This window comes from Streptomyces sp. enrichment culture (assembly GCF_964272855.1).
GTDB lineage: Bacteria > Actinomycetota > Actinomycetes > Streptomycetales > Streptomycetaceae > Streptomyces.
Genome location: NZ_OZ186847.1, coordinates 1,232,262 through 1,256,895, shown reverse-complemented (window position 1 = coordinate 1,256,895; position 24,634 = coordinate 1,232,262). Strand labels below are relative to the sequence as shown.

Genomic DNA, 24,634 nt, shown 5'->3' with positions numbered 1-24,634 from the left:
CGTCAATGAAGGTCGGCGCCGTCGTCATCACCATGGGCAACCGCCCCGAGGAGCTGCGCGCCCTGCTGGAGTCGGTCGCGGGGCAGGACGGCGACCCGGTCGAGGTCGTGGTGGTCGGCAACGGCTCGCCCGTGCCGGACGTCCCCGAGGGCGTGCGCACCATCGAGCTGCCCGAGAACCTGGGCATCCCCGGCGGCCGCAACGTCGGCATCGAGGCCTTCGGGCCCGGCGGCCGCGACGTCGACGTCCTGCTCTTCCTCGACGACGACGGGCTGCTCGCCCGTACCGACACCGCCCAGCTGTGCCGCGAGGCCTTCGCCGCCGACGACCGGCTCGGCATCATCAGCTTCCGCATCGCCGACCCGGAGACCGGCGTGACTCAGCGCCGCCATGTCCCCCGCCTGCGGGCCTCGGACCCGATGCGCTCCTCCCGGGTCACCACCTTCCTCGGCGGCGCCAACGCCGTCCGCACGAAGGTGTTCGCCCAGGTCGGCGCGCTGCCGGACGAGTTCTTCTACGCGCACGAGGAGACCGACCTGGCCTGGCGGGCCCTCGACGCGGGCTGGATGATCGACTACCGGTCGGACATGGTGCTGTACCACCCGACGACCGCGCCCTCCCGGCACGCCGTCTACCACCGGATGGTGGCCCGCAACCGGGTCTGGCTCGCCCGCCGCAACCTGCCCGGCCTGCTGGTCCCCGTGTACCTGGGAGTCTGGCTGCTGCTCACCCTGGCGCGCCGCCCCTCGCGGCCCGCGCTGAAGGCGTGGTTCGGCGGATTCCGGGAAGGCTGGTCGACGCCGTGCGGTCCCCGCCGGCCCATGAAGTGGCGTACGGTGTGGCGGCTGACCCGGCTGGGCCGGCCCCCGGTGATCTGACAAGCTCGTCCCTGCACGGGCCGGGCCACCACCCTCGGCCCGGGCTCCCGCCGAGCCCGCACCGGCTGCGCATCTTCGAAGACGAAAGTTTCCACTAGTGAGTGAGACAACGCACGACGGCGGAGTCGCCGTGACCGAGCCACCCTCGCCCGACGGGCATCTGACGGCGGCCGAGCTCGCCGCGAAGTACGGCCTGTCCGTGAGCGGCGCCCGGCCCTCGCTCGTCGAGTACGTCCGCCGGCTCTGGGGACGGCGTCACTTCATCATCGCCTTCTCCCAGGCCAAGCTGACCGCCCAGTACAGCCAGGCGAAGCTCGGCCAGCTGTGGCAGGTCGCCACCCCGCTGCTCAACGCGCTCGTCTACTACCTGATCTTCGGGCTGATCCTGAACGCGGGCCGCGGCATGTCCAAGGACGTGTACATCCCGTTCCTGGTCACCGGCGTCTTCGTCTTCACCTTCACCCAGTCCTCGGTGATGGCCGGCGTCCGCGCGATCTCCGGCAACCTCGGCCTGGTCCGCGCCCTGCACTTCCCGCGCGCCTCGCTGCCGGTGTCGTTCGCGCTCCAGCAGCTCCAGCAGCTGCTGTTCTCGATGATCGTGCTGTTCGCGGTGGCCTGCGCCTTCGGCAGCTACCCGGACCTGTCCTGGGTGCTGATCCTCCCGGTCCTGGCCCTGCAGTTCCTGTTCAACACCGGCCTCGCCCTGGTGGTGGCGCGGATGGGCGCGAAGACGCCGGACCTGGCCCAGCTGATGCCGTTCGTCATGCGGACCTGGATGTACGCCTCGGGCGTGATGTTCTCCATCCCGATCATGCTGGAGGACAAGCCGGCCTGGATCGCCGACGTGCTCCAGTGGAACCCCGCCGCCATCTACATGGACCTGATGCGCTTCGCGCTGATCGACGGCTACGGCTCCGAGAACCTGCCCCCGCACGTCTGGGCGGTCGCGCTCGGCTGGGCGCTGGTGACCGCCGTGGGCGGCTTCGTGTACTTCTGGAAGGCGGAGGAGAGGTACGGCCGTGGCTGAGGCACGCGTTCCCACCGTCATCGCCGACGATCTGCACATCGTCTACCGCGTCAACGGCGCCAAGGGCGGCAAGGGCAGCGCCACCGCCGCGCTGAGCCGCATCCTCAAGCGGGGCTCCGACGACGAGGCCCGGGGCGTGCGCAAGGTGCACGCCGTGCGCGGCGTGTCCTTCGTCGCCTACCGGGGCGAGGCCATCGGCCTGATCGGCTCCAACGGCTCCGGCAAGTCCACCCTGCTGCGGGCCATCGCCGGTCTGCTGCCCGCCGAGAAGGGCAAGGTCTACACCGACGGCCAGCCCTCGCTGCTCGGCGTGAACGCCGCCCTGATGAACGACCTCACCGGCGAGCGCAACGTCATATTGGGCGGTCTCGCCATGGGCATGTCCCGCGAGGAGATCAAGGCCCGCTACCAGGACATCGTCGACTTCTCCGGCATCAACGAGAAGGGCGACTTCATCACCCTGCCGATGCGCACCTACTCCTCCGGCATGGCCGCCCGCCTCCGCTTCTCCATCGCCGCCGCCAAGGACCACGACGTCCTCATGATCGACGAGGCGTTGGCGACCGGCGACCGCAAGTTCCAGAAGCGCTCCGAGGAGCGCATCCGGGAGCTGCGCAAGGAGGCCGGCACGGTGTTTCTGGTCAGTCACAACAACAAGTCGATCCGCGACACCTGCAACCGCGTGCTGTGGCTGGAACGCGGCGAGCTGCGCATGGACGGCCCGACCGACGAGGTCCTGAAGGAGTACGAGAAGTTCACGGGCAAGTGACCCGACGCGCCCGGGGCCCCGCCGGAACTGCTCCGGTGGGGCCCCGCGTCTGCGAGACGGCCGCCAACTCCCGCCCGTCGTAGGATTCTTGGCGTCAATCGGTGCGTTCTTGTGATGCCGGGGACACCCGCGGGGACCGTCCAGGGTTGTACAACGTAAGCTGTACCGGTCCCGAATCGATGCAAGTGGGGCGATAATGCGCGACACCCACCGTGAGGGAGGCCGTGCGAACACCGGGCGGCGTGTCCGAAATAGTGTGTATTGGCTCCGCAGTGTAGAACGGGAGATGTGACGGCAATGGCTACGGAAACTCCCCACCTCGCCGCAGCATGTGCCGTCCCCGCCCGAGGCAGCACACGGTGACGCGAACCGGCACGGCGCTCCCGGCCGATCCGGAGCGCGCCACCCTCGACAAGGCCGCGGCCGAGAACTTCCCCGTGGCCCCCTTCTTCCTGCCCCGGGCCTGGCGGACCGACCTGATGGCCGTCTACGGCTTCGCCCGTCTCGTCGACGACATCGGCGACGGCGACCTCGCCCCCGGTGGCGCCGACGCCCGGCTGCTGGGCGTCCCCCCGGAGCGGGCCGAGGACCGGCTGGCCGTGCTGGACGCCTTCGAGGCCGATCTGCGCCGGGTCTTCGACGGCGAGCCCCGGCACCCCCTGCTGCGCCGCCTCCGGCCCACGGTCCGCCGCTGCTCGCTCACCCCCGAGCCCTTCCTCGGCCTGATCGCGGCGAACCGCCAGGACCAGCTGGTCAGCCGCTACGAGACCTACGACGACCTGCTCGCCTACTGCGAGCTGTCCGCCAACCCCGTCGGCCGGCTCGTGCTCGCCGTCACCGGCACCGCCACCCCCGAGCGGATCCGCCGCTCCGACGCGATCTGCACGGCCCTGCAGATCGTCGAACACCTCCAGGACGTCGCCGAGGACTTCGGCCGCGACCGGATCTACCTGCCCGTCGCGGACATGAAGCGCTTCCACGTCCAGGAGGCGGATCTCGCGGCCCCCTCGGCAGGCGCGTCGGTGCGCGCGCTGGTCGCGTTCGAAGCACAACGCGCCCGCGATCTGCTGAATGAAGGCGCCCCCCTCGTGGGTAGCGTGCACGGCAGGCTCAGGCTGCTGCTCGCGGGGTTCGTGGCGGGGGGAAGGGCGGCCGTCGACGCGATCGTCGCCGCCGACTACGACGTACTTCCCGGCCCGCCCAAGCCCGGCAAGCTCCGGTTGCTGCGCGAGGTGGGCGTGACTCTGCGAGGAGAGGGGTGATCCGGACCGTGGAGCCCGATCCACACGTGTCGGCACCGGTACTCGCCGCCTACCGCTACTGCGAGGCCGTCACCGGGCAGCAGGCCCGTAACTTCGCCTACGGCATCCGGCTGCTGCCGGCGCCCAAGCGGCGCGCCATGTCGGCGCTGTACGCGTTCTCCCGGCGCGTCGACGACATCGGCGACGGCGCGCTCACCGGCGAGGTGAAGAGCGCCAGGCTGGAGGAGACCCGGGCGCTGCTCACCCGGATCCGCGAGGACGGCGTCGACGAGGACGACACCGACCCGGTCGGCGTGGCGCTCGCGCACGCCGCCCGGACCTTCCCGATCCCGCTCGGCGGACTGGACGAGCTGATCGACGGCGTGCTGATGGACGTCCGCGGGGAGACCTACGAGACCTGGGACGACCTGAAGGCCTACTGCCGCTGCGTGGCGGGCGCCATCGGACGCCTCTCCCTCGGCGTGTTCGGCACCGAACCGGGCGCGCGGGGCGCCGAGCGCGCCCCCGAGTACGCCGACACGCTCGGGCTCGCGCTCCAGCTCACCAACATCCTGCGCGACGTCCGCGAGGACGCCGAGGGCGGGCGCACCTATCTGCCCGGCGACGACCTCGCCAAGTTCGGCTGCTCGGCCGGGTTCGCCGGACCGACCCCGCCGGAGGGCTCCGACTTCGCGGGCCTCGTGCACTTCGAGGTCCGCCGGGCCCGCGCCCTGTTCGCCGAGGGCTACCAGCTGCTGCCCATGCTCGACCGGCGCAGCGGCGCGTGTGTCGCCGCCATGGCGGGCATCTACCGCCGCCTCCTGGACCGCATCGAGCGCGACCCCCAGGCCGTCCTGCGCGGCCGCGTCTCGCTGCCCGGCCGCGAGAAGGCCTACGTCGCCGTGCGCGGCCTCTCCGGCCTGGACACCCGCCACGTCACCCGCCACGTCAGCCGGCGCACCCTCCGGAGGCGCGTCTGATGGGGCACTTCGGGCTGGGGGCGAGCACGGGGACGGACCCGGACGGAGCCGCCGACGGGGAGCGCGGCGATGCCGTCGGCGGCAGGCGCCGCGGCGGCACGCACGCGCGCGTGACCGCCGTCGGCCCCGGCGGCCGCCCCGACGGCGCGTGCGGCGGTGTCCTCCGGGAAGGCACCGGTGACCGCCCGTACGGGAAGCGGCGCGCAACCCTCCGGCGAGCGGGTGCGTCACAGACTGCAGCGGTCCGGTCCGGACGGTTCCTTCGGCGTGGTGGACGCGCAGGGGAGGGTGCACGATGACCGACGGCACGAGGAACGGGCGCGGGCGGGACGCTGTGGTCGTCGGCGGCGGGCTCGCCGGCGTCACCGCCGCGCTGGCGCTCGCCGACGCGGGCGTGCGCGTCACCCTGCTCGAAGGCCGGCCCCGCCTCGGCGGCCTCGCCTTCTCGTTCCGGCGCGGTGAGCTGACCGTCGACAACGGACAGCACGTCTACCTGCGCTGCTGCACCGCCTACCGCTGGTTCCTGGACCGGATCGACGCGGCCGCGCTGGCCCCGCTGCAGGACCGCCTCGACGTGCCCGTCCTCGACCTCGCCAAGCCGGCGGGCCGACGGCTCGGCAGACTGCGGCGCGACGCGCTGCCCGTCCCGCTGCACCTGGGGCGCAGCCTCGCGACCTATCCGCATCTCTCGCTCGCCGAGCGCGCCGCAGTCGGCCGGGCCGCGCTCGCGCTGAAGGGGCTCGATCTCGCCGATCCGGCCCTGGACACGCAGGACTTCGGCAGCTGGTTGACCGCGCACGGTCAGTCGGCGCGTGCCGTCGAGGCCCTGTGGGACCTGGTCGGAGTCGCCACCCTCAACGCGGTCGCGGGCGACAGCTCCCTGGCGCTCGCCGCGATGGTGTTCAAGACCGGCCTGCTCTCCGACCCGGGAGCGGCCGACATCGGCTGGGCGCGCGTCCCGCTGGGCGAACTGCACGACCGGCTGGCTCGCAGGGCGCTCGACTCCGCGGGCGTCCGCACCGGGGTCCGTACACGCGTCACCTCCATCTCGCGGTACGTAAACGGGCGTTGGAGCGTTCAGGTTCCCGGCGAGACCATCGAGACGGACGCGGTCGTGCTCGCCGTACCACAGCGCGAGGCACACGCCCTGCTGCCGGACGGCGCCCTCGACGCGCCCGAACGGCTGCTCGAAATCGGCACGGCTCCGATCCTCAACGTCCACGTCGTCTACGACCGCAAGGTCCTCGGCACGCCCTTCCTCACCGCCCTCGGCACCCCGGTGCAGTGGGTCTTCGACCGCACCGAGGCCTCCGGGCTCACCGGCGGCGGCCAGTACCTCGCGGTGTCGCAGTCGGCCGCACAGGACGAGATCGACGCCCCGGTGGCCGTACTGCGCGAGCGGTACCTGCCGGAGCTGGAGCGGCTGCTGCCCCGCACCCGGGGCGCCGAAGTGCTGGACTTCTTCGTGACCCGGGAGCGCACCGCGACCTTCGCTCCCACCCCCGGCGTCGGTCGGCTGCGGCCCGGCGCCCGCACCAAGGCCCCCGGCCTGTACCTGGCCGGAGCGTGGACCGCCACCGGGTGGCCCGCGACCATGGAGAGTGCGGTCCGCAGCGGCATCGGTGCGGCGGACGCCGCGCTGCGTGCCCTGGGCCGGCCCCGCCCCCGTCACCTCTTCGACGTCGAGGAGGCGGCCTGATGCAACGGCTGCACGGCGCGGCAGGTCCCCGCACCCCCGGTACCGCAACAAGAGGAGAGACTGTGCCCACTGTGCCCCCGGCCTCGAAGGCCGCTCGAGAGACCGCGGTGGACGTGACCGCGCTCCTGGAGCGCGGTCGGACCCTGGCCACACCGGTACTGCGGGCGGCCATCGACCGCCTGGCCCCTCCCATGGACATGGTCGCCGCCTACCACTTCGGCTGGATCGACGCCGACGGCAAGCCCGCCGACGGGGACGGCGGCAAGGCCGTGCGCCCCGCGCTCGCCATGCTGTCCGCCGAGGTCACCGGCGCCGCCCCGGAGATCGGCGTCCCCGGCGCCGTCGCCGTCGAACTGGTCCACAACTTCTCGCTGCTGCACGACGACCTGATGGACGGCGACGAACAGCGCCGGCACCGCGACACCGTCTGGAAGGTGCACGGCCCCGCCCAGGCCATCCTGGTCGGCGACGCCCTCTTCGCGCTCGCCAACGAGCTGCTGCTGGAACTCGGCACCGTCGAGGCGGGCCGCGCCACCCGCCGGCTGACCACCGCGTCCCGTGCCCTGATCGACGGCCAGGCCCAGGACATCTCCTACGAGCTCCGCGACCGCGTCACCGTCGAGGAGTGCCTGGAGATGGAGGGCAACAAGACCGGCGCCCTGCTCGCCTGCGCCTGCTCCATCGGCGCGGTGCTCGGCGGCGCGGACGACCGCACAGCCGACACCCTGGAGAAGTACGGCTACCACCTCGGCCTCGCCTTCCAGGCCGTGGACGACCTGCTCGGCATCTGGGGCGACCCGGACGCCACCGGCAAGCAGACCTGGAGCGACCTGCGCCAGCGCAAGAAGTCGCTGCCGGTGGTGGCCGCGCTCGCCGCGGGCGGCAGCGCCTCCGAGCGGCTGGGCGAGATCCTCGCCGCCGACGCCGTGAGCAGTGACTTCGCGAACTTCTCCGAGGAGGAGTTCGCTGCGCGTGCCGCCCTCATCGAGGAGGCGGGCGGCCGCGAGTGGACGGCCGAGGAAGCGCGCCGTCAGCACGCCATCGCCATCGAAGCCCTCGACGCCGTGGACATGCCCGCCCGGGTGCGGGCCCAGTTCTCGGCGCTCGCCGACTTCGTCGTCGTACGAAAGAGATGATCACTATCGGTCGAATAGCCCTCGCGTAGTCGCCGGCCGGTGTGCGAAGGGAAGCGCACCGGCCGACGGCGGACCCACAGCAGACAGCGTCACCAGCAGGACTGCACGAAGGGGAAGCCATGACAGCGACGACCGACGGAAGCACCGGGGCCCTGCCGTCCCGCGCTGCCGCGGCCAGCGAAACCGACACCGAGACCCCCGCGGCGGCCGGGGTGCACGAAGCCGCCGTACGCGCCACCTTGCGCGCCACCGACTTCCTGCTGTCCCGGCAGGACGCCGAGGGCTGGTGGAAGGGCGACCTGGAGACCAACGTCACCATGGACGCCGAGGACCTGCTGCTCCGCCAGTTCCTGGGCATCCGCGACGAGCGGACCACCCGGGCCGCGGCCCTCTTCATCAGGGGCGAGCAGCGTGAGGACGGCACCTGGGCCACCTTCCACGGCGGGCCCGGCGAACTCTCCACCACCATCGAGGCGTACGTCGCGCTGCGGCTGGCCGGGGACGCCCCGGAAGCGCTGCACATGGCGAAGGCCGCCGCGTGGATCCGCGACCGGGGCGGGATCGCCGCCTCCCGGGTCTTCACCCGGATCTGGCTGGCCCTGTTCGGCTGGTGGAAGTGGGAGGACCTGCCCGAACTGCCGCCCGAGCTGATCTGGTTCCCGTCGTGGGTGCCGCTCAACATCTACGACTTCGGGTGCTGGGCCCGGCAGACCATCGTCCCGCTCACCGTCGTCTCCGCGAAACGGCCGGTCCGACCCGCGCCCTTCCCGCTGGACGAACTGCACACCGACCCGGCCCGCCCGAACCCGCCCCGGCCCCTCGCCCCGGCGGCCACCTGGGACGGCGCCTTCCAGCGGCTGGACAAGGGCCTGCACGCCCTGCGCCGGGTGGTGCCGAGACGGTTGCGCCGGGCCGCCATGAACACCGCCGCCCGCTGGATCATCGAGCGGCAGGAGAACGACGGCTGCTGGGGCGGCATCCAGCCGCCCGCCGTGTACTCGATCATCGCGCTGCACCTGCTCGGCTACGACCTCCAGCACCCGGTGATGCGTGAGGGCCTGGCCTCGCTGGACCGTTTCGCCGTCTGGCGGGAGGACGGCGCCCGGATGATCGAGGCCTGCCAGTCCCCGGTGTGGGACACCTGCCTCGCGACGATCGCCCTGGTCGACGCCGGGCTCCCCGCCGACCACCCGCGGCTGGTGAAGGCCGCCGACTGGATGCTGGGCGAGGAGATCGTCCGCCGCGGCGACTGGGCGGTGCGCCGACCGCAACTCCCGCCGGGCGGCTGGGCGTTCGAGTTCCACAACGACAACTACCCCGACATCGACGACACCGCCGAGGTGGTCCTCGCGCTGCGCCGGGTCAGGCACCCGGAACCGGAGCGGGTGGAGCGGGCGATCGGGCGCGGGGTGCGCTGGAACCTCGGAATGCAGTCGAGGAACGGCGCCTGGGGCGCCTTCGACGTCGACAACACCAGCCCCTTTCCCAACCGGCTGCCGTTCTGCGACTTCGGCGAGGTCATCGACCCGCCCTCGGCCGACGTCACCGCGCACGTCGTGGAGATGCTGGCCGTCGAGGGCCTGTCCCACGACCCGCGCACCCGGCGCGGCATCGACTGGCTGCTCGCCGAACAGGAGCCGGACGGCTCCTGGTTCGGACGCTGGGGCGTCAACTACGTCTACGGCACCGGATCGGTGGTCCCCGCCCTGGTCGCGGCCGGCCTGTCCACCGCGCACCCGGCGATCCGGCGGGCCGTGGCCTGGCTGGAGCGGGTGCAGAACGACGACGGCGGCTGGGGCGAGGACCTGCGCTCCTACAAGGACGTCAAGGCGTGGAGCGGCCGGGGCGCCTCCACCGCCTCCCAGACGGCGTGGGCCCTGATGGCCCTGCTGGCGGCGGGGGAGCGGCACTCCAAGACCGTCGAACGCGGCATCGAATGGCTGACGGCCACCCAGCGGGAGGACGGCTCCTGGGACGAGCCGTACTTCACCGGCACCGGCTTCCCCTGGGACTTCTCCATCAACTACCACCTCTACCGGCAGGTCTTCCCGCTCACCGCGCTCGGCAGGTACGTGCACGGCGAGCCCTTCTCCGGCGGCAGGGCGGCCAGGCCGCTCGCCGAGGCCAAGGGGAGCTGATGACCGTACGGCCCGCTCCGGCCCCGCTGCTGATCGCCTGCGCGCTCGGCATCGAACACCTGGCCCTGCGCCTGGGGGACCGGAGCGGCGCGGACGGGCCCGTCACCGTGCTGCGCACCGGCATGGGCCCCAGGGCCGCCGAGCGCTCGGTCACCCGGTTGCTGGCCGACCCGGCGCTCGCCGGCGCCGTCGTGCTCGCCACCGGTTTCTGCGCGGGGCTCGCCCCCGGCATGCACCCCGGTGACCTGGTCGTCGCCGAGGAGACCCGGGACCCACGCGGCGGCACCCCGTGCGTGGGCACCGAGCTGCTCGTCAAGGAACTCGTCCGGGCCGTGCCCGGCCGCACCGTCCACACCGGCCCCCTCACCGGCTCCGATCACGTGGTCCGCGGCCTGGAGCGCGCCGATCTGCTGGCGACCGGCGCGATCGCGGTCGACATGGAGTCGGCGGCCACGCTCCTGAGCGCCGTGCGCGCGGGCGAGCGCCCGGTTGCGGCCGTCCGGGTGGTCGTGGACGCTCCTGAACATGAACTCGTCCGTATCGGCACGGTGCGCGGTGGAATATCGGCTTTCCGCGTCCTACGTTCCATCCTTCCCGCTTTCTTTGAATGGCACCGCAATGTGCTGCTCCCCAGGAGGTGAGCCCGATGGCCATGCCGCTGCGCCAGTCCATCAAGGTCGCTACATACTTGGCTGAACAAAAGCTCCGCCGGCGCGACAAGTTTCCGCTCATCGTCGAACTGGAACCCCTCTACGCCTGCAACCTGAAGTGCGAGGGCTGCGGCAAGATCCAGCATCCCGCGGGCGTGCTCAAGCAGCGCATGCCGGTCGCGCAGGCCGTGGGAGCGGTGCTGGAGTCCGGCGCGCCGATGGTGTCGATCGCCGGCGGCGAACCGCTGATGCACCCTCAGATCGACGAGATCGTGCGCCAGTTGACGGCCAAGCGGAAATACGTCTTCCTGTGCACCAACGCGATGCTGCTGCGCAAGAAGATGGACAAGTTCACTCCGTCCCCCTACTTCGCCTTCGCCGTGCACATCGACGGCCTGCGCGAGCGGCACGACGAGTCCGTCGCGAAGGAGGGCGTGTTCGACGAGGCCGTCGAGGCGATCAAGGAGGCCAAGCGGCGCGGCTTCCGGGTCACCACCAACTCCACTTTCTTCAATACCGACACCCCCCAGACCGTCGTCGAGGTGCTGAACTTCCTCAACGACGACCTGAAGGTCGACGAGATGATGATCTCGCCGGCGTACGCCTACGAGAAGGCGCCCGACCAGGAGCACTTCCTCGGCGTGGAGCAGACCCGCGAGCTGTTCAGGAAGGCCTTCGCGGGCGGCAACCGGCGCCGCTGGCGGCTCAACCACTCCCCGCTCTTCCTGGACTTCCTGGAGGGCAAGGTCGACTTCCCGTGCACCGCGTGGGCGATCCCCAACTACTCGCTCTTCGGCTGGCAGCGACCCTGCTACCTGATGAGCGACGGCTACGTGCCGACGTACCGCGAACTCATCGAGAAGACCGACTGGGACAAGTACGGCCGCGGCAAGGACCCGCGGTGCGCGAACTGCATGGCGCACTGCGGCTACGAGCCCACCGCCGTCCTCGCCACCATGGGGTCCCTCAAGGAGTCCCTGCGGGCGATGCGCGACACGGCCTCCGGAAACCGGGAGTGACGCCATGACCGCCGTTCCCCTGGGCGTCCCCGAGGTGCCGGTCCGGCCGCTCGCCGAGCGCCGCCCGTCGCGGCGGATCCACGTCGGGCCGGTCGCGGTCGGGGGTGGCGCCCCCGTCTCGGTGCAGTCGATGACGACGACCCGCACGTCGGACATCGGCGCCACGCTCCAGCAGATCGCCGAGCTGACCGCCTCCGGCTGCCAGATCGTACGGGTCGCCTGCCCCACGCAGGACGACGCGGAAGCGCTGGCCACCATCGCCAGGAAGTCGCAGATCCCGGTCGTCGCCGACATCCACTTCCAGCCGAAGTACGTCTTCGCGGCCATCGAGGCAGGCTGCGCCGCGGTCCGTGTGAACCCCGGCAACATCAAGCAGTTCGACGACAAGGTCAAGGAGATCGCCAAGGCCGCCAAGGACCACGGCACTCCGATCCGCATCGGTGTCAACGCGGGCTCGCTGGACCGGCGACTGCTCCAGAAGTACGGCAAGGCCACCCCGGAGGCGCTGGTCGAGTCCGCGCTGTGGGAGGCGTCCCTGTTCGAGGAGCACGACTTCCGCGACATCAAGATCTCGGTGAAGCACAACGACCCGGTCGTGATGATCGAGGCCTACCGGCAGCTCGCCGCCCAGTGCGACTACCCCCTCCACCTCGGCGTCACCGAGGCCGGTCCCGCCTTCCAGGGCACCATCAAGTCGGCCGTCGCCTTCGGCGCGCTGCTCTCCGAGGGCATCGGCGACACGATCCGGGTGTCGCTGAGCGCCCCGCCCGCCGAGGAGGTCAAGGTCGGCATCCAGATCCTGGAGTCGCTGAACCTGCGGCAGCGGCGGCTGGAGATCGTCTCCTGCCCGTCCTGTGGCCGCGCTCAAGTCGACGTCTACAAGCTGGCGGACGAGGTCACCGCCGGGCTGGAGGGCATGGAGGTGCCCCTGCGCGTCGCCGTCATGGGATGCGTGGTCAACGGGCCCGGCGAGGCCCGCGAGGCCGACCTGGGCGTCGCCTCCGGCAACGGCAAGGGCCAGATCTTCGTGAAGGGCGAGGTCGTCAAGACCGTCCCCGAGTCGAAGATCGTGGAGACCCTGATCGAGGAGGCGATGAAGATCGCCGAGCAGATGGAGAAGGACGGCGTCGCCCCGGGGGAGCCGGCCGTCACCGTGAGCTGAACAGCACGGACCGAAGGGGGCCCGAGCGTGACGATTCTGGAGAGCATCCGGGGACCACGCGACCTGAAGGCGCTGTCCGAGACGCACTTGCGCGAACTGTCCGAGGAGATCAGGGACTTCCTGGTGCACGCGGTCGCCAGGACCGGCGGCCATCTCGGTCCCAACCTGGGCGTGGTGGAACTGACCATCGCCCTGCACCGGGTCTTCGAGTCACCGGTCGACCGCATCCTGTGGGACACCGGCCACCAGAGCTACGTGCACAAGCTCCTGACCGGCCGGCAGGACTTCTCCAAGCTGCGCGGCAAGGGCGGCCTGTCCGGCTACCCCTCGCGGGAGGAGTCCGAGCACGACGTCATCGAGAACAGCCACGCCTCCACGGCGCTCGGCTGGGCCGACGGGCTCGCCAAGGCACGCCGGGTGCAGGGGGAGAAGGGCCACGTCGTCGCGGTCATCGGCGACGGGGCACTCACCGGCGGCATGGCCTGGGAGGCGCTGAACAACATCGCCGCCGCCAAGGACCGCCCGCTGATCATCGTCGTCAACGACAACGAGCGCTCCTACGCCCCGACCATCGGCGGCCTCGCCAACCACCTCGCCACCCTGCGCACCACCGACGGCTACGAGAAGGCGCTCGCCTGGGGCAAGGACGTGCTGCTGCGCACACCGGTCGTCGGCCATCCGCTCTACGAGGCCCTGCACGGCGCCAAGAAGGGCTTCAAGGACGCCTTCGCGCCGCAGGGCATGTTCGAGGACCTGGGCCTGAAGTACCTCGGCCCGATCGACGGACACGACATCAAGGCCGTCGAGTCGGCGCTGCGGCGCGCCAAGCGCTTCCACGGGCCGGTGCTCGTGCACGTCCTCACAGAGAAGGGGCGCGGCTACGAGCCCGCCCTCGCGCACGAGGAGGACCACTTCCACACCGTCGGCGTCATGGACCCGCTGACCTGTGCGCCCCTGAGCCCCGTCGGCGGGCCCTCCTGGACCTCGGTGTTCGGCGACGAGATCGTGCGGATCGGGGAGGAACGCGAGGACGTCGTGGCGATCACGGCGGCCATGCTGCACCCCGTGGGGCTCGGGAGGTTCGCCGAGCGGTTCCCGGACCGGGTGTGGGACGTCGGCATCGCCGAGCAGCACGCCGCGGTCTCCGCGGCCGGACTCGCCACCGGCGGGCTGCACCCGGTCGTCGCCGTCTACGCCACCTTCCTCAACCGGGCCTTCGACCAGTTGCTGATGGACGTGGCGCTGCACCGGTGCGGGGTGACCTTCGTGCTGGACCGGGCCGGGGTGACGGGCGCCGACGGCGCCTCGCACAACGGCATGTGGGACATGTCGATCCTCCAGGTCGTGCCGGGCCTCAGGATCGCCGCGCCGCGCGACGCCGACCAGCTGCGGATCCAGCTGCGGGAGGCGGTCGCCGTCGACGACGCGCCGACGCTGGTGCGCTTCCCGAAGGAGTCGGTGGGGCCGGACATCCCCGCGGTGGACCGGGTCGGCGGCATCGACGTCCTGCACCGCGGCCCCGGACCCCAGGTGCTGCTGGTCGCCGTCGGGGTGATGGCGTCGGCGTGCCTCCAGGCGGCCGAACTGCTGGAGGCGCGAGGCATCGGCTGCACGGTCGTCGACCCCCGCTGGGTCAAACCCGTCGACCCGGAGCTGCCCGGCCTCGCCGCCCGGCACCGGCTGGTCGCCGTCGTCGAGGACAACAGCCGCGCGGCCGGGGTCGGCGCGGCGGTGGCGCTCGCGCTGGGCGACGCCGAAGTGGACGTGCCGGTACGGCGGTTCGGCATCCCCGAGCAGTTCCTCGCGCACGCCAAGCGCGGCGAGGTGCTGGCCGACATCGGGCTGACGCCGGTGGAGATCGCGGGCCGGATCGGCGCGAGCCTGGCGGTACGGGCGGAGCGGGCGCGGGGGGCGGCGGACGGCGCTCCGTCGACGCCCGCCACGGCCCCGCATCCCCCGGCGCAGCACCCCGCCGCCGACGAGCCGTCCGAGGAGAGCCACGTATGACCACCGCGGAATCCGCGTCCCAGCCGCCGGAGCCGGCGCCCGGCGGGGAGTTCGACCTGAAAGCGCTGCTGGCCGAGCGCGGTACCGAGCGTTACGAGTTGCACGCCCGGTACCTGAACCACCAGTTGCCGCGCATGCTGCACACCATCGGCTTCGACAAGGTCTACGAGCGGGCCGAGGGCGCGTACTTCTGGGACACGGACGGCGCCGACTACCTGGACATGCTCGCCGGATTCGGGGTGATGGGCCTTGGCCGCCACCACCCCGTCGTCCGCAAGGCGCTGCACGACGTCCTCGACGCGGACCTCGCCGACCTCACCCGGTTCGACTGCCAGCCGCTGCCCGGGCTGCTGGCCGAGCGGCTGCTCGCGCACAGCCCGCACCTGGACCGGGTGTTCTTCGGCAACAGCGGCACGGAGGCCGTCGAGACCGCGCTGAAGTTCGCCCGGTACGTCACGGGCCGGCCGAGGATCCTGTACTGCGCGCACGCCTTCCACGGGCTGACCACCGGCTCGCTGTCCGTGAACGGCGAGTCCGGCTTCCGGGACGGCTTCGCCCCGCTGCTGCCGGACACGGCCGTACCGCTCGGCGACCTGGACGCGCTGGCCCGGGAGCTGAAGAAGGGCGACGTCGCCGCCCTGATCGTCGAGCCGATCCAGGGCAAGGGCGTGCACGAGGCCCCGCCCGGCTATCTGCGCGCCGCCCAGGAGCTGCTGCACCGGCACAAGGCCCTGCTCATCGCGGACGAGGTGCAGACCGGACTCGGCCGCACCGGCGACTTCTACGCCTATCAGCACGAGGAGGGCGTCGAACCGGATCTGGTGTGCGTGGCCAAGGCGCTGTCCGGCGGCTATGTGCCGGTGGGCGCCACCCTGGGCAAGGACTGGATCTTCAAGAAGGTGTACTCCTCGATGGACCGGGTGCTGGTCCACTCGGCGAGCTTCGGGTCCAACGCCCAGGCCATGGCGGCGGGCCTGGCCGTGCTGTCCGTCATGGAGAACGAGCAGATCGTCGCCGGTGTCCGCCGCACCGGAGAGCTGCTCAAGGCCCGGCTCACCGCCCTGATCGACAAGTACGAGCTGCTCGCCGACGTACGCGGCCGGGGCCTGATGATCGGCATCGAGTTCGGCCGGCCCCGCTCGCTGAAGCTGCGCGGCCACTGGACCATGCTGCAGGCGGCCCGCAAGGGCCTGTTCGCGCAGATGGTGGTGGTGCCGCTGCTCCAGCGGCACCGGATCCTCACCCAGGTCTCCGGCGACCACCTGGAAGTGATCAAGCTGATTCCGCCGCTCGTCATCGGGGAGCGGGAGGTGGACCAGTTCATGGACGCCTTCACCGCCGTGATGGACGACGCGCACAGCGGCGGCGGGCTGGTGTGGGACTTCGGGAAGACACTGATGAAACAGGCGGTGGCCAACCGGTAGCCGGGGGCAGGGGACAGGGGACGGGGCGAGGTTCCCGGCCCTTTTGCCTGTGGGGCAAGAAAATTGCCTCACAGGCAAGAGTCGGGCTCAATGGAGACATGAGCTCCTCCGCCGCCGGGCCGGGCCCCGAGCCCGCCGGTGACCTGTCGACCATGGCCCCGCAGCTGCGCGCCCTGCGCCGCCGGGCCTCCCTGACGCTGGAGGCGGCGGCCCGCGAGGCCGGGCTGTCGCCGGCCCATCTGTCCCGTCTCGAGACCGGGCAGCGCCAGCCGTCGCTGCCGATGCTGCTCGCCCTCGCCCGGGTCTACGGTACGACGGTCTCGGAACTGCTCGGCGAGACGGTCGCCGGCCGGGACGCCGTGGTGCGCGCCGCCGACATGGAACCGACCGCGGCGGGCGGCTGGACCTACTGGCAGGCCGGCGCGCCCGGACGCGGCATGCAGGCGCTGCGCGTGCACGTGCCGCACGGCTCCCAGGGCGACATCGTGCGGGTGCACCCCGGCGAGGAGTGGCTGTACGTCCTCAAGGGGCGGCTGCGGCTGCGCCTCGGCGACACCGTCCACCGCCTCGGACCGGGCGACAGCGCGCACTTCGACTCGCTGACCCCGCACCGCATCGCCGCGGAGGACCCGGACGGGATCGACCTGCTCTTCGTCCACACCCTGTTGCAGAGCCCGACGGCCGCGCTGTGCCTCGGCCCCACCACCCATGTCACCGGAGAGACGCCATGAGCGGAGTCCAGAAGAAGAACGAGCGCCAGATCTGGGTGCGGCTGTTCATCTACGTGGTGGCGGGGCACGCCTTCGCCGCTTTCCTCTATCTGCTGTTCGCCGTCGGGTCGAAGTAGCCGGCGAAGCGGCCGACGGAACAGCCGCGCGGCCGTGACCGGCCTCAGTCGAGCAGCCGCTCCCGCAGCCGCTCCCGGACCGCCGGGGTGACCTTCAGTCCCTGTTCCAGGTAGGGGTCGACACCGCCCCAGGTCTCCTCGATGGTGTCGAAGGCCGCCGACAGGTACTCCGCGCGGGCGTCGAAGAGCGGGCTGAGCAGCTCCATGACCTCGGGGGAGTAGGCCGCGGCGGAGCTGCTGCTGCGGTGCACCTTGTAGCGCCGATGCTTGGCGTTGGACTCCAGGTAGTCGGCGATGATCGCCTCGCGCTCGACGCCCAGCGCGAGCAGCGTCACGGCGATCGACAGCCCCGCGCGGTCCTTGCCCGCCGCACAGTGCATCAGCGCGGGCACGCTGTCCTCGGCGAGCGCGTGCAGGACCCGGGAGTGCTCGGCGGTGCGCTGCTTGATGATCACGCGGTACGAGGCGATCATCCGGCCGGCCGCCTTGCCGTCGGCCAGCAGCTCCCGCAGCTGGTCCAGGTCGCCGTCGCGCACCATCTTCCAGAACTCGGCGCCGTCGGCCGGGTCAGACAGCGGCAGGTTCACGTTGCGCACGCCCGGCAGTTCGACGTCCGGGCCCTCCAGCTTCTGGTCCGCCGCGTTGCGGAAGTCGAAGATCGTGTGCAGGCCCAGGGAGGACAGGAAGACCGCGTCCTCGGCGGTCGCGTGCGCGAGGTGGCCGCTGCGGTAGAGCACGCCGTGCCGCACCCGGCGTCCGTCGACGGTTGGCAGACCGCCCACGTCACGGAAGTTGCGCACTCCGGCCAGTTCGGGCTCGGTCGACGGGACCTGCTGCGTCACGTGGGCTCCTCCCAGTCGGACCCGTCCGCGCTGTTCGCCTACGGGCACGCGTCCGACCATACGACATGGATTCCTGAGGCAATGAAGTCGTCCACAGGCGGGATACCCGACCAGGGGAGGCGTTGTCCACAGGTGCGAATGCCGCAGTTCTCCGACTCCGTCGCATATAGGTGAACTGTCCGAATTGGAACCTTCGTCGTAACTCGCTCTGGAGTAAAGGGTTCTGGAGAGGTGTCACGTGAGGAGCGTCATATCCGTGACGGTGGGTCGCCCGTCATGTCCACGTAATTCATGCGTTTTTCAAGGGCTTTTGGATAAACGGGCTGCCCGGTAATCGACGGAGGGTGACCGGGAATTCAGTGTCCGAAAAGATCGAAAAGCGCGCGCGGGCAACCTTTCGCTTGTCCTGGTGCGTCTTGCTCGCTTACGTTCCACACCGATCCGAGCGGAACGCCGAATCCTGCCGCTGCTCGGTGCCCGCGCAAACTCACCCGTCCACGGCAGGAGCGGGGGACCCACAGGTACGACCGCCTGTTCCGGTTCCCGGAACGGCTCGGGGTACAGCCACGCCTCGGCGTGGCCGGGCATCTCCAGTCCGCACCCGACAGCTCACCTCGCAGGCGCCGGAGAGGAATTCGCCATGCCTGCCAAGGGTAAGCACCGCCGTCCGAAGACCCTTCGTTTCACCCGTTCCATCGCCGTCGCCGGAACCGGCGGCGCCGCGCTCGCCCTCCCCCTGATGGGGGCCGCCGGCGCTCACGCGGCCACCCCGCAGTCGGTTTCCGAAAAGGCCGTCCAGTCGGTCGCCTCGGTCCAGCAGACGGCCGGGACGAAGGCCGCCGAGAAGAACTCCGCTCCGCGCACCTACACCGTGAAGTCCGGCGACTATCTGTCGAAGATCGCCGAGGACCAGAACGTCGAGGGCGGCTGGAAGAAGCTCTACGCCGACAACCGCGCGGCCGTCGGCGAGGACCCCTCGCTGATCCATCCCGGCCTGAAGCTCTCGATCGGCGGCAAGGCCACGGCCGGCTCCGCCGAGTCCTCGCCCTCAGAGGCCGCCAAGCCGTCGCGGTCCACCCAGTCTTCGCAGCCGGCCGAGGCGTCGCAGCCGGCCGAGGCGTCGCAGCCGGCCGAGTCGCCGTCCTCGAACGCGCCCACCACCACCACCACGCAGGCGGCCCAGGCCGCCCCCGCCGCCGCCGGTTACGTCGCCCCGGCGTCCGGTGCGGGTGTCGGCACCGCCTACAAGGTGGCGGGCAGCATGTGGTCCAGCGGCTACCACACCGGTGTCGACTTCGTCGTCCCGACCGGCACCTCCCTCAAGGCCGTCGGCTCGGGCACCGTCGTCTCCGCCGGCTGGGCCGGCGCGTACGGCAACCAGGTCGTCATCAAGCTCGCCGACGGCTACTACGCCCAGTACGCCCACCTGTCCTCCCTCTCCGTGTCGGCCGGGCAGTCCGTGACCGCGGGCCAGCAGGTCGGTCTGTCGGGTTCGACCGGCAACTCGACCGGCCCGCACCTGCACTTCGAGATCCGCACCACGCCGAACTACGGCTCGGACATCGACCCGGTGTCCTACCTCCGCTCGAAGGGTGTCGCGCTCTGACGCCACCCGCCCACGCCGGTTCCTGACCCCGGCGCCACGAGCCACCGAAGGCCGGACCCCGATCCCCGGGTCCGGCCTTCGGTGTTGCCGTCCCGCGGGTTCGTGGCCGGTTCGTGGCGGCCGTGTGGCGGCGGGGCCCAGGGTCTCGACAGGGCGAGGCCGGGAAGACACGGTGATCCACGACAGGCGGCAAGCGCCTTCTAAGTGCACTTGCCCAGTGCTTCCCATGCGAAGGAGCGCTTCCCCGTGCCCACCACCCGCAGAGCTTTCGGAGTTCTGGCGGCCGGTGCCGCCCTCACCGTCGCGGGCGCCCCCGCCGGGTCCGCGCAGGCCGCGCCCCGCCACCCGCGCCGACGCCTGATCGCCCGCGACGACTTCCGCCACGGCCTGCGGCAGTGGGTCACCGAACTCCAGGACGGAGGCGCCGTCACCGCCTCGCGCGGGGTGCTGGACATCGACGTGCCCAGCGGGGCGGACGGTGTGGTTCAGGCAGCGGCTCCAAGGCGCGTACGTCATCGAGTACACCGCCACCCCCGTCGCCGCCGGCGGTCCCAACGACCGGGTGTCGGACCTCAACAACTTCTGGAACGCCACCGACGTCCGGTCCCCGCACGACCTGTTCGCCACCCCGCGCGGTGGCGCGCTCGCCGAGTACGACCACCTCCGGACGTACTACGTCGGCTACGGGGCCAACGGCAACACCACGACCAGGCTGCGCCGGTACGTCGGCGAGGCCGGGGTGCGTCCGCTGATCCACGACTGCACCGAGCCGCTGCTGGTGCCCGGCGCGCCGAACCGGGTGCGGATCGTCTCCGCCGGGCAGGCCGTCCAGTGGTGGAACAACGGGCGGCTCGTCTTCGACCACACCGACCCGGAGCCGTACACCGAGGGGCACTTCGCCTTCCGTACGGTGTGGAGCCGTTTCCGGATCAGCGACTTCCGCGTGTGGCGCCTTATTCCTCAGTTGACCAATCCTTGAAGAGTGGCTTATCTCACCGCCCGTCAACCCCTGCTTACGGTCGCGTAGGTCACATTCAAAGGTGAATCATGGTCCGACGTGGCAGACGATTCGAAGAATGACAGCAGATCAGTGATCGGGTCGTACGTGGCGGTGGGGGACAGCTTCACCGAGGGCGTCGGCGATCCCGGCCCCGACGGGGCGTTCGTGGGCTGGGCCGACCGGCTCGCGGTCCTGCTCGCGGACCGGCGGCCCGAGGGCGACTTCCGGTACACCAACCTCGCCGTGCGCGGAAAGCTGCTCGACCAGATCGTGGCAGACCAGGTGCCGCAGGCCGTCGAACTCGCGCCGGACCTGGTCTCCTTCTGCGCCGGCGGCAACGACATCATCCGGCCCGGCACCGACCCCGACGAGGTCGCCGAGCGGTTCGAGCGGGCGGTCGCCGCGCTGGCCGCCGCCGCGGGCACCGTACTGGTCACCACCGGGTTCGACACCCGGCGCGTGCCGCTGCTGAAGCATCTGCGCGGCAAGATCGCGACGTACAACGGGCACGTCCGGGCCGTGGCCGACCGCTACGGCTGCCCCGTGCTCGACCTGTGGTCCCTGAGGTCCGTCCAGGACCGCCGGGCCTGGGACGACGACCGGCTCCACCTCTCACCCGAGGGTCACACCCGGGTGGCGCTGCGCGCGGGCCAGGCGCTGGGCCTGCCCGTCCCCGCCGACCCGGAGCAGCCGTGGCCGCCGCTGCCGCCCCGCGGCACCCTGGAGGTCCGGCGGGACGACGTGCACTGGGCGCGCGAGTACCTGGTGCCGTGGATCGGCCGTCGCCTGCGCGGGGAGTCCTCCGGCGACCACATCACCGCCAAGGGCACCCTGTCGCCGGACGACATCAAGATGCGGATCGCGGCGGTGGCTTGAGCGCCGGGGTGCTGCGGCGGGGCCGCCGGGCGCCGAATCGCCGGGCACGGGCGCCCGAGGGTGCCCGTGCGGCCCGCCCTACTCCTGCGGCAGCCCCAACTCCCGGGCCAGTGCCTCGTCCACCCACTGCTGGGCCCGCGCGCGCGAGACGGTGCCGCCGTACGAGGTGAGCTGTACGGCGAGTCCGTCGAGCAGGGCGGTGAGGCGCAGGGCGGTGCCGGCGGGGTCAGGGCACTCGAACTCGCCCGCCGTGACCCCCTCGGCGATCACCTCGGTCAGGGCGGCCTTCCACTGCCGGTCGAGGTCGCGGGTGACCTCCCGCAGGGCGGGCTCGCGCAGCGCGGCCGACCAGCCCTCGATCCACAGCCGCCAGCCCTTGGCCTGACCGGTGGGCGCGTACCAACGCACGGCCGCGCGGAGCCGGCGCAGCGCCGTGGTCCGGCGGCCGAGCAGTCCGCGCAGACGCGCGAGATCGTCCTCGGCGGCGTACGCGAACGCGGCCGCGACCAGCTTCTCCTTCGTCGAGAAGTGATAGAGCACCAGCGCGTTGCTCACCCCGAGGACCGAGGCCACGTCGGCGATGCGGACCGCCGTCACGCCCCGCGCCTCGATCTGCGCCACCGCGGCGCGCAGCAACTCCTCACGCCGCTCCGCCACGCTCAACCGCACTCTTGCCACGGCGTCACCCTAATGGGCGCGGCGGGCGGTTCACCGGCCGTCCGTCACCGGTACCAGCCGAAGCGCTCGGCGATCACCGGCAGCCGCTCCTCGGCGAGGGCGTGCGCGGCGGCCCGCGGGGTTGTCGCGTCGGCCTCCGCGCGCGCCAGCATCCGGTCGGTCAGGGTGCGCATCGCGCGGCGGGTGTGGGCCAGCGCCTCGTCCGCGTCCGCCCCGATGTCGCCGAAGAGGGTCCACCACCACCAGGCGTTCGTCCCGGAGTTGACGACGACGTCGGGCAGCACGGTCACGCCCCGCGAGGTCAGCGTTTCCTCCGCCTCCGGCACGACGGGCATGTTCGCGGCCTCGGCGATCCAGCGGGCGGTGATCCGGTGCTGGTTCCCGGAGTCGACCGCGTACGAGACGGCCGCCGGGACCAGTACCTCCGCGTCGGCGGACAGCCAGGCCTCGCAGGGCAGTTTGCGGTCGCCGGGCCGCAGCGCGGAGCGGTCCACGGTGCCGAACGCGTCCCGCGCGGCGAGCAGCGCCTCGACGTCGAGGCCCGCCGGGTCGGCGATGGTGCCCTCGACGTCGGCGACGGCCACGACGGTGAGTCCCGCGCGGGCGAGGAAGCGGGCGGTGGCGCCGCCCATGGTGCCGAACCCCTGGACGGCGACCCGCGTGCCCGCGTACGGCACCCCGGCCCGGTCCAGGGCGGTCAGCACCGACTCGGCGACCCCGCAGCCGCCCACCAGCGCGTCGAGCCCGATGCCGTCCACCTCGACGGCGAACGCGTCCGCGAGCCTCCTTCGCGCGGCGCTCTCGTCGTCGAGCAGGGGGTAGACGGCCTGGACGGAGGAGACGAGGCCCGCCTCGGCGGCGGCCCGGTCCACCAGGTCCTGCGTCAGTCCGAGGTCCTCACCGGTGGTCCAGAAGCACTCGACGTACGGCCGCACGGCCCGCAGGTAGCGCACCAGCAGCCCGTACGCCGCAGGGTCGCGCGGATCGCAGTCGATGCCGCCCTTGGCGCCGCCGAGGGGGACGTACCGGCTGCGCGGGTCGTAGTGCAGGGCCTCCTTCATGGTCATCCCGCGGGCCAGCCCGGCGACCTCGTCCAGCGTGCAGCCGGCGCGCATCCGCAGGCCGCCGCTGGAGACCCCGCGCACCAGCCGGTCGACGACGAGATAGCCGTGGCGGCCGGTGACGTGGTCGGTCCAGGTGAGCGACAGCAGCGGGCCGGTCATGCGGGACTCCTCGGATCTTACTGAACGGTGAGTCAGTATCGGGACGGTCTCGGCGAGGTGTCAACGCGCGCGACGGCACCGGCCGGCCGCCCCGCGGAGCCCTCCGGGGCGGGCTGTCGGTGGGGCGGACCATAATGGATGCCTCACCGACTCCACCTGGAGGTACCGTGGCCGGTCCCCGATCCCTGAGCTCCGGGCTCAGCGCGCTGCAGCCCGAGGCCTTCGGCGCGGACCCCAGTGGTGACCGCCTGGCGCGGATCCGCAGATCGCCCCACTTCAAGGACGGCGTCTTCCAGAACCCCGGCGGCCCCTCCCGGACCCGGCCCTCCGGCTCGGCCCTCGATTTCGCGAAGGTCTACTTCGACAAGGAGGCCCGCGCCCGCCGCGCCCCCCAGGGCGGGATCCCGGTGCACGCCACCACCCTCGCCGACATCGCCGCACCGCCTGCCACCGGGCTGCGGCTGACCTGGATGGGCCACTCCAGCGTGCTCGCCGAGATCGACGGACAGCGGGTGCTCTTCGACCCCGTCTGGGGCGAGCGCTGCTCCCCTTTCGCCTTCGCCGGTCCGCGTCGGCTCCACCCCGTGCCGCTCCCGCTGGCGGCACTCGGCCCGGTCGACGTCGTCGTCATCTCCCACGACCACTACGACCACCTGGACCTGCCCACGATCAAGGCGCTGGCCGGCACGGACACCCTCTTCGCCGTACCCCTCGGCGTGGGCGCCCACCTGGAGGCGTGGGGAGTGTCCCCGGACCGGCTGCGCGAACTGGACTGGCACGAGGCCACCCGGGTCGGCGGCCTCACCCTCACCGCCACGCCCGCCCGCCACTTCTGCGGGCGCGGCCTGCGCAACGGCCAGCACACCCTGTGGGCGTCCTGGTCGGTCGCCGGTGAGCGGCACCGGATATTCCACAGCGGCGACACCGGCTACTTCGACGGCTTCCGGGACATCGGCGCCGCCCACGGCCCCTTCGACGCGACGATGATCCAGATCGGGGCCTACAGCGAGTTCTGGACCGACATCCACATGACGCCCGAGGAGGGCGTGCGGGCCCATCTCGACCTCCAGGGCGGTCTTCCGGGCGGGGTGCTGCTGCCCATCCACTGGGGCACCTTCAACCTGGCGCCGCACCCCTGGGCGGAGCCGGGGGAGTGGACCAAGGACGCCGCGGAGGAGGCCGGGCAGGCGGTCGCCCTGCCGCGTCCCGGTGAGCCCTTCGAACCCGCCGGGAAGCTGCCGGCCGACGCGTGGTGGCGGCCGGTGTCCCGGCCGATCCCCCGTCCGTGGCGGCGACCGAGGGCCGTGGAGGCCGTCGCCGACCCGGAGCCGAGGGACCTGGACCTCGCGGGCGAGCGCTGACGTCGGCCGGGGGCGGGGAGATGCCGCGCCCCCGGCCTTGAAGGCGACGCCGGGCGCGATGGTGCCCGACG

The 24,634-nt window shown here is 72.0% G+C and carries 22 protein-coding genes, 1 pseudogene and 1 riboswitch; of the genes and pseudogenes, 20 read left to right on the top strand and 3 right to left on the bottom strand.

What is annotated here, in order from left to right; translation table 11 throughout:
- The first annotated feature begins 5 nt into the window (after nt 1-5).
- From ACSU6L_RS05400 to ACSU6L_RS05325, 16 genes are all read left to right on the top strand, one after another.
- Nucleotides 6-878: a glycosyltransferase family 2 protein gene (locus tag ACSU6L_RS05400; RefSeq protein WP_437064775.1), complete on the top strand. Its 873-nt coding sequence runs from the start codon at nt 6-8 to the stop codon at nt 876-878.
- A 97-nt stretch (nt 879-975) separates the two neighbouring features.
- Nucleotides 976-1,905 (top strand): ABC transporter permease, encoded by a 930-nt coding sequence (locus ACSU6L_RS05395; protein WP_437054057.1) that lies wholly within the window; start codon nt 976-978, stop codon nt 1,903-1,905.
- On the top strand, nt 1,898-2,674 hold the full coding sequence (locus ACSU6L_RS05390) for an ABC transporter ATP-binding protein (RefSeq protein WP_437054055.1): 777 nt from the start codon (nt 1,898-1,900) through the stop codon (nt 2,672-2,674). Before ACSU6L_RS05395 ends, ACSU6L_RS05390 begins: the two co-directional genes overlap by 8 nt.
- Before the next feature lie 329 nt (nt 2,675-3,003).
- Nucleotides 3,004-3,936 (top strand): squalene synthase HpnC, encoded by a 933-nt coding sequence (gene hpnC / locus ACSU6L_RS05385; protein WP_437054053.1) that lies wholly within the window; start codon nt 3,004-3,006, stop codon nt 3,934-3,936.
- Nucleotides 3,933-4,895, top strand: a complete 963-nt coding sequence (gene hpnD / locus ACSU6L_RS05380; RefSeq protein ID WP_437054051.1) for a presqualene diphosphate synthase HpnD — start codon at nt 3,933-3,935, stop codon at nt 4,893-4,895. The genes hpnC and hpnD overlap by 4 nt, the downstream gene beginning before the upstream one ends.
- Complete coding sequence (locus ACSU6L_RS05375) at nt 4,895-5,194, top strand: DUF6380 family protein (RefSeq protein WP_437054049.1); 300 nt, start codon at nt 4,895-4,897, stop codon at nt 5,192-5,194. The genes hpnD and ACSU6L_RS05375 overlap by 1 nt, the downstream gene beginning before the upstream one ends.
- Complete coding sequence (gene hpnE / locus ACSU6L_RS05370; protein ID WP_437054047.1) at nt 5,191-6,594, top strand: hydroxysqualene dehydroxylase HpnE; 1,404 nt, start codon at nt 5,191-5,193, stop codon at nt 6,592-6,594. The genes ACSU6L_RS05375 and hpnE overlap by 4 nt, the downstream gene beginning before the upstream one ends.
- On the top strand, nt 6,594-7,730 hold the full coding sequence (locus ACSU6L_RS05365; RefSeq protein WP_437054045.1) for a polyprenyl synthetase family protein: 1,137 nt from the start codon (nt 6,594-6,596) through the stop codon (nt 7,728-7,730). The genes hpnE and ACSU6L_RS05365 overlap by 1 nt, the downstream gene beginning before the upstream one ends.
- Nucleotides 7,731-7,849: 119 nt before the next feature.
- Nucleotides 7,850-9,868, top strand: coding sequence for a squalene--hopene cyclase (shc, locus tag ACSU6L_RS05360; protein ID WP_437054043.1), 2,019 nt, complete (start codon nt 7,850-7,852; stop codon nt 9,866-9,868).
- Nucleotides 9,868-10,509 carry a phosphorylase family protein gene (locus ACSU6L_RS05355; protein WP_437054041.1) on the top strand — a complete coding sequence of 214 codons (642 nt, stop codon included), beginning with the start codon at nt 9,868-9,870 and terminating at the stop codon, nt 10,507-10,509. The genes shc and ACSU6L_RS05355 overlap by 1 nt, the downstream gene beginning before the upstream one ends.
- Nucleotides 10,510-10,514: 5 nt before the next feature.
- On the top strand, nt 10,515-11,537 hold the full coding sequence (gene hpnH / locus ACSU6L_RS05350; RefSeq protein WP_437054039.1) for an adenosyl-hopene transferase HpnH: 1,023 nt from the start codon (nt 10,515-10,517) through the stop codon (nt 11,535-11,537).
- Between the two features lie 4 nt (nt 11,538-11,541).
- Nucleotides 11,542-12,699 carry a flavodoxin-dependent (E)-4-hydroxy-3-methylbut-2-enyl-diphosphate synthase gene (gene ispG, locus ACSU6L_RS05345; protein ID WP_437054037.1) on the top strand — a complete coding sequence of 386 codons (1,158 nt, stop codon included), beginning with the start codon at nt 11,542-11,544 and terminating at the stop codon, nt 12,697-12,699.
- Nucleotides 12,700-12,726: 27 nt separating this feature from the next.
- Nucleotides 12,727-14,706 (top strand): 1-deoxy-D-xylulose-5-phosphate synthase, encoded by a 1,980-nt coding sequence (dxs, locus tag ACSU6L_RS05340; protein ID WP_437054035.1) that lies wholly within the window; start codon nt 12,727-12,729, stop codon nt 14,704-14,706.
- Complete coding sequence (locus ACSU6L_RS05335; protein WP_437054033.1) at nt 14,703-16,130, top strand: aspartate aminotransferase family protein; 1,428 nt, start codon at nt 14,703-14,705, stop codon at nt 16,128-16,130. Before dxs ends, ACSU6L_RS05335 begins: the two co-directional genes overlap by 4 nt.
- A gap of 98 nt (nt 16,131-16,228) precedes the next feature.
- Complete coding sequence (locus ACSU6L_RS05330; protein WP_437054031.1) at nt 16,229-16,861, top strand: helix-turn-helix domain-containing protein; 633 nt, start codon at nt 16,229-16,231, stop codon at nt 16,859-16,861.
- Nucleotides 16,858-16,977 (top strand): DUF6126 family protein, encoded by a 120-nt coding sequence (locus ACSU6L_RS05325; protein WP_437054029.1) that lies wholly within the window; start codon nt 16,858-16,860, stop codon nt 16,975-16,977. The genes ACSU6L_RS05330 and ACSU6L_RS05325 overlap by 4 nt, the downstream gene beginning before the upstream one ends.
- A 44-nt stretch (nt 16,978-17,021) precedes the next feature.
- Here the strand turns inward: ACSU6L_RS05325 and ACSU6L_RS05320 are convergent, their stop codons facing one another.
- Nucleotides 17,022-17,819, bottom strand: coding sequence for a tyrosine-protein phosphatase (locus tag ACSU6L_RS05320; RefSeq protein WP_437054027.1), 798 nt, complete (start codon nt 17,817-17,819; stop codon nt 17,022-17,024).
- Nucleotides 17,820-18,297: 478 nt separating this feature from the next.
- Nucleotides 18,298-18,455, top strand: a riboswitch (cyclic di-AMP (ydaO/yuaA leader).
- 4 nt (nt 18,456-18,459) lie between these two features.
- Between ACSU6L_RS05320 and ACSU6L_RS05315 the strand changes: the two genes are divergently transcribed.
- The 3 genes and pseudogenes from ACSU6L_RS05315 to ACSU6L_RS05305 all read left to right on the top strand — a co-directional run bounded on the left by ACSU6L_RS05315 (nt 18,460) and on the right by ACSU6L_RS05305 (nt 21,301).
- On the top strand, nt 18,460-19,425 hold the full coding sequence (locus tag ACSU6L_RS05315) for a peptidoglycan DD-metalloendopeptidase family protein (RefSeq protein ID WP_437054025.1): 966 nt from the start codon (nt 18,460-18,462) through the stop codon (nt 19,423-19,425).
- Nucleotides 19,426-19,671: 246 nt separating this feature from the next.
- A pseudogene (locus ACSU6L_RS05310) lies at nt 19,672-20,404 on the top strand (DUF6250 domain-containing protein).
- Between the two features lie 111 nt (nt 20,405-20,515).
- Nucleotides 20,516-21,301, top strand: coding sequence for an SGNH/GDSL hydrolase family protein (locus tag ACSU6L_RS05305; RefSeq protein WP_437064774.1), 786 nt, complete (start codon nt 20,516-20,518; stop codon nt 21,299-21,301).
- Between the two features lie 78 nt (nt 21,302-21,379).
- Here ACSU6L_RS05305 and ACSU6L_RS05300 read toward each other — a convergent pair whose 3' ends face one another.
- Both ACSU6L_RS05300 and ACSU6L_RS05295 read right to left on the bottom strand, forming a co-directional pair.
- Nucleotides 21,380-21,979 (bottom strand): TetR family transcriptional regulator C-terminal domain-containing protein, encoded by a 600-nt coding sequence (locus ACSU6L_RS05300; RefSeq protein ID WP_437054023.1) that lies wholly within the window; start codon nt 21,977-21,979, stop codon nt 21,380-21,382.
- A gap of 44 nt (nt 21,980-22,023) precedes the next feature.
- The gene (locus tag ACSU6L_RS05295) at nt 22,024-23,202 is read right to left on the bottom strand and encodes a Glu/Leu/Phe/Val dehydrogenase dimerization domain-containing protein (protein WP_437054021.1); all 1,179 of its coding nucleotides are present in this window, start codon (nt 23,200-23,202) and stop codon (nt 22,024-22,026) included.
- Between the two features lie 167 nt (nt 23,203-23,369).
- Here ACSU6L_RS05295 and ACSU6L_RS05290 point away from each other — a divergent pair, with 167 nt between their 5' ends.
- Nucleotides 23,370-24,563: an MBL fold metallo-hydrolase gene (locus tag ACSU6L_RS05290; protein ID WP_437054019.1), complete on the top strand. Its 1,194-nt coding sequence runs from the start codon at nt 23,370-23,372 to the stop codon at nt 24,561-24,563.
- The last annotated feature ends 71 nt before the right edge of the window (nt 24,564-24,634 follow it).